Consider the following 4,455-nt stretch of genomic DNA (forward strand, 5'->3'; position numbering starts at 1 on the left):
CGTGCAGGCGCAAGCACAGACGAATCCCCAATGAAACGACGAGAGCTACTGGTGGGGGCGGGTGTTGCGGGGGCGGCGCTCGCAGGCTGCCAATCCCAAGGCGAGGGGCCGATTCGTGAGGCACTGCGCAGTGTGCGTGACCCACGACCACACGCCACACGCCCGCCCATGCGCCCTATTGGCGACTCAAAGCTCCTCAACCGAGCTGCCTTCGGACCGTCCGTCGCGGATTTGGAACGGGTAAGCACTCTGGGCAACGACGGCTGGCTCACCGAGCAGCTCAAGGCTCCCGTGCATGATGAGGACGAGTCGGTGGCACTGCGCTGGCGACTGAATGGGCTGGAGGTCTTTCGCACCCCCGCGTTTGAGCTACGCGACATGCCGCAAAAATCCGTGATGGAGCAGCTCTCCCGTGGCGCGATTCTTCGGGCCACCTACTCCAAGTGGCAGCTCCGCGAGCGCCTCTGTGACTTCTGGGCGAACCACCTGAATATCTACGCCCGCAAGGTCTACTCCGCACCAAGCCGACCCGGTGTTGCCGCGGAGCTGATGTATCTCCTGCCCACCGATCTTAAGAAAGTCGTACGTGAGAACGCATTGGGCTCCGTCAAAAAGATGATCCAGGCGTCCATGCAGTCGGCGGCAATGCTGGGTTATCTGGATCAGCAGGTCAGTGATGCGAAACACCCCAACGAGAACTATGCCCGTGAGCTTTTAGAGCTGCACACCCTAGGCGTGGACGGTGGCTACACGCAACGCGATATTATGGAGGTCGCGCGCTGCCTGACAGGCTGGACTATCGAGGATCGGTTTATGTCGGGCTGGAAGCTCACCGATGGCCTTAAGCATCACGAGACGGGCGGTGCCTACTTCGACCCTAATCGCCACGACAACGGTGCAAAAGTGGTGCTCGGTGAGAAAATTCCTGATGGGGGCGGTGAGAAAGACGCGGCGCAGGTGCGGGATATTCTTGCCAAACACCCTTCGACAGCACGGTTTATCTCCCGAAAGCTAGTGCGCTACTTCTACGGGGAAGACGAAAACAGTGCAGCACTCACCGCGAAAGTGGCGGCGTGCTACGCGGAATCCGGCGGCGCGATCCCGGCGATGATGCAGACACTCCTCACGGCACCCGAGTTTGAGCACGCTCCCCCGATCCTGAAGCGCCCGTTTGATTTCACCGTCTCTGCGCTGCGGGCTACCAATGCGCTCACCGACGGCAGTAAGGGCGTCCAAGATCATCTTACTCGCATGGGCCAGCCTCTCTACGAGTGGCCCATGCCCGATGGCTACCCCGAGAGAGCCCAGGCGTGGACTGGCTCGCTACTCGCCCGCTGGAACTTCGCAATTGCCCTAACGGCAGGCGGTGTCGGCGCAACCCAGATCGACAAAGAGGCGGCGACCGTGCTGCTTGGTTCCCTACCCGAGTTTTCCGGCAAGCCCGAGGAGCGCCTCGCCCTCGCCCTCGCATCGCCTGAGTTTCAGTGGAAATAGTGGAGAGTACAATGAGTGATAGTCTCTGGGGATTGTGTGAAGAAAGCCGTGTGAGTGCCAGTAGCCGACGGAACCTGATTGGTGGTGCACTGGCTGCCGCGATTGTGGCGTGGGCGGGGCGCTCGGCACTGGCGCAGCTCACCGTGGGCAAGACACACCGCAAGCCGCTAATCACGATTTTCCTGCGGGGCGCAATGGATGGCCTCACCGCACTTGCTCCGATTGGTGATGACGACTACTTTAAAAATCGCCCGACAATCAAAGTGACAAACGCACTCAAGCTCGACGGTTTCTTCGGACTCCATCCCGCGCTGGGTGCCCTGCATTCGCTCTATCTGGAGGGGAACCTCGCGCCGCTTCATGCCGTGGGCTCGCTGGATCAGAGCCGCTCACATTTTGAGGCGATGGCAGTGATGGAGAGAGGCGCAGCGAGCGACCCGGCGACGATACCCTCGGGCTGGGTGGCGCGCTATCTCATGGCCCTTCCCGACGACAACCCATCGCCACTTCGAGGGGTTGCCTTCAATACGATAATGCCCGATATCCTGCGCGGCGCGACCAGCGCCATGGCAATCAATGAATTGAGCGACCTGAAACTCAATGCCACTCCCAGCCTTCGTGGAGCACTTGAAGGGCTCTATGCGCACGGCAAAGACGCGGCAGCCATTGCGGGCCGAGAGACACTGGAAGTTCTGACCGTCCTAGAGAAGCTTGATCCCAAGCGCTACGTGCCCGGTGGCGGCGCGAAGTATCCTGAGTCGAACCTGGGAAACGGCCTGCGCCAGACTGCGATGCTGCTCAAGGCCGGAGTCGGGGTAGAAACGGCCTGCCTGGACCGTGGCGGCTGGGACACGCATGTCGGGCAGAACACTCCCTATCTTGCTCAGCAGCTCCAGGATGTCGGAGATTCCCTGGGCGCATTTACCAAAGATCTGGGCGCACAGCTCGACGATGTCACAATTGTTGTGATGACCGAGTTCGGGCGGCGCGTGGCTGAAAACAGTGGCCTGGGCACGGATCACGGGCGAGCGAGCGCTTGGTTTGTGGTAGGGGGCAGTGTGAAAGGCGGCAAGGTATACGCACGCTGGCCTGGCCTGAAAGACGAGCAGCTCGAAGCCCCGGGTGATCTGAAAGTAACACTGGACTACCGGGATGTCTTAACGGAGGTCGCCGCAGGTCAGATCGGCAGAGAAAAAGCTGCCGCGCTCTTCCCCAGTGCTCCCGGGAAGCTCCCGGGGCTGTTCGGGCCAGCATAGTTTACCCCTTGAGGGTGAGAAACACTCCGGCCACAATAAGTGCGCAGCCTGCCGCAAGCGGCCAAGTGAGTTTTTCACGCAGAAAAACGACGGCAAGAACCGCAGCGAGCACAAAACTGAGCTTGTCAATCGGGGCGACTTTGGAGACGGGGCCAAGTGCCAGCGCCTTAAAGTAGCACATCCACGAGGCCCCCGTAGCAAGGCCAGAGAGGACAAGAAAGAGAACCGTTTTTTGCGGGAGTTCACTAAGCCCCTTAGCCTCCCCACGCGCGAGAACCAGCGCCCACGCCGCCACCAGAACCACGGTCGTTCGAACTGCCATCGCAAGATTAGAGGGGATCCCCTGGATGCCGATTTTTGCGAGAATCGCGGTGAGAGCCGCGAAGCAGGCCGAGAGAAATGCCCAGCCTGCCCAGCTCACCGGTTAAACCGCGCTCTCTAATGCATCGAACACGAGCCCCGCGCCCCCATAGATACCCGCATCGTCGCCAAGCTCCGCAGCGATAATCGGGCAGTCTTTGATCAGGGTGCTCGATGCGTTTGCCCAAGCAGTGCGGCGGATCGGCTCAAAAAGCAGCTCGCCTGCGCCTGCGACACCTCCGCCAATCACGATCTTTTCCGGGTTGAGGAGCATCACAACCGACGTCACCCCTAAGCCAATGTAGTAGCCAGTCTCTTCCAGGACTTCCAGCGCGACTGCATCGCCCTCTTGCGCGGCATCGGCGATATCTTTAGGTGTGATGCGGTGCCAGTCGTAGGCACAGCGCTCGGCGAGAATGCTTGTGCGCCCCTGGCAGAGCTTGCGCGAGGCACGCTCGCAAATCGCCGCGATCTGGGCCATGGACTCCAGGCTCCCGTAGGCCGCTGCCCCGCCACGCTCGCCTGCGGCCACAATAATATGTCCCAGCTCACCCGCACCGCCGGTGAAGCCCGTCCAGAGCTTACCGTCTAAGATCAGTCCCCCACCCACCCCAGTGCCGAGAGTAAACATCACCATTGTGCGCGTGCCACGTCCGGCACCGAAGCGAAACTCCCCGAGGGCTGCAACATTGGCATCGTTGCCCATCAGAACCGAAAGCCCCGTTGCGTCGGCAATGGGATCCCCCAGTGCGATATTGCGATACGGGAAGCCGTCTTCATAAAAATTAGGCGCCCAGAGCACACGCTTACCCGCAGGATCAATGTGCCCCGGAACACCAATTCCCAGCCCACCGATCTCGGCTCTGGTGATGCCCGCCTCAGTAATGGCTTCGTCCACGGCTTGCTTGATCTGTCCGATGGTTCGTGCCGAGCCTTCCAGGGCAAGCGAAGGACGCTTCCCATGCCCGAGCATCTTGCCGTCGCGATCCAGTACCGCCGCACGAATATTAGTCCCACCCAGATCCGCTCCTACCACAAAGCGGGCATCCCGATTCCAACTCAAAGTTCGTAGCCTCCCCAAATTACCAGGTCAGTATAGCACGCCAACTCTATTTTCCGCCGGTGAGTACGTCGTTTTCCGTGACCCGCTTCTGCGACTCTTTCTGGAGTGCCTCTGCCTGGTCTATGGTGCGACCAGCGGTCTTGGTGGCCTCTTGCGGGGTTTCTTCCTTGGCACAGCCGGGGAGAATCAGAGCCACAAAGAGCAGAAGGATTGCGTATTTCATAGTTCCTGTATCGGTAAAAAACCTCCCCAGGTTTATACTTGACAGCAGTGTTGAGCTAG

5 protein-coding genes are annotated in these 4,455 nt (G+C 60.2%); 2 read left to right on the forward strand and 3 right to left on the reverse strand.

Annotation, left to right across the window (positions count from 1 at the left end):
* Positions 1-1,494, forward strand: a 1,494-nt coding sequence (locus tag ACH2EH_RS12445; RefSeq protein WP_395142112.1) for a DUF1800 domain-containing protein, incomplete at its 5' end; no start/stop codon positions are given.
* A gap of 11 nt (positions 1,495-1,505) precedes the next feature.
* Entirely contained in the window at positions 1,506-2,750 is a 1,245-nt protein-coding gene (locus tag ACH2EH_RS12450) for a DUF1501 domain-containing protein (protein WP_395142114.1), read from the forward strand.
* 1 nt (position 2,751) lies between these two features.
* Here ACH2EH_RS12450 and ACH2EH_RS12455 read toward each other — a convergent pair whose 3' ends face one another.
* From ACH2EH_RS12455 to ACH2EH_RS12465, 3 genes are read right to left on the reverse strand one after another with little or no spacing between them, the layout of a single operon-like run.
* Positions 2,752-3,171 carry an EamA family transporter gene (locus tag ACH2EH_RS12455; RefSeq protein WP_395142116.1) on the reverse strand — a complete coding sequence of 140 codons (420 nt, stop codon included), beginning with the start codon at positions 3,169-3,171 and terminating at the stop codon, positions 2,752-2,754.
* 3 nt (positions 3,172-3,174) lie between these two features.
* Positions 3,175-4,173, reverse strand: coding sequence for an ROK family protein (locus ACH2EH_RS12460; protein WP_395142117.1), 999 nt, complete (start codon positions 4,171-4,173; stop codon positions 3,175-3,177).
* Between the two features lie 46 nt (positions 4,174-4,219).
* Positions 4,220-4,396 carry a hypothetical protein gene (locus ACH2EH_RS12465; RefSeq protein WP_395142118.1) on the reverse strand — a complete coding sequence of 59 codons (177 nt, stop codon included), beginning with the start codon at positions 4,394-4,396 and terminating at the stop codon, positions 4,220-4,222.
* Positions 4,397-4,455 lie beyond the last annotated feature (59 nt).

This window comes from Armatimonas sp., assembly GCF_043760365.1.
Classification (GTDB): Bacteria; Armatimonadota; Armatimonadia; order Armatimonadales; family Armatimonadaceae; genus Armatimonas.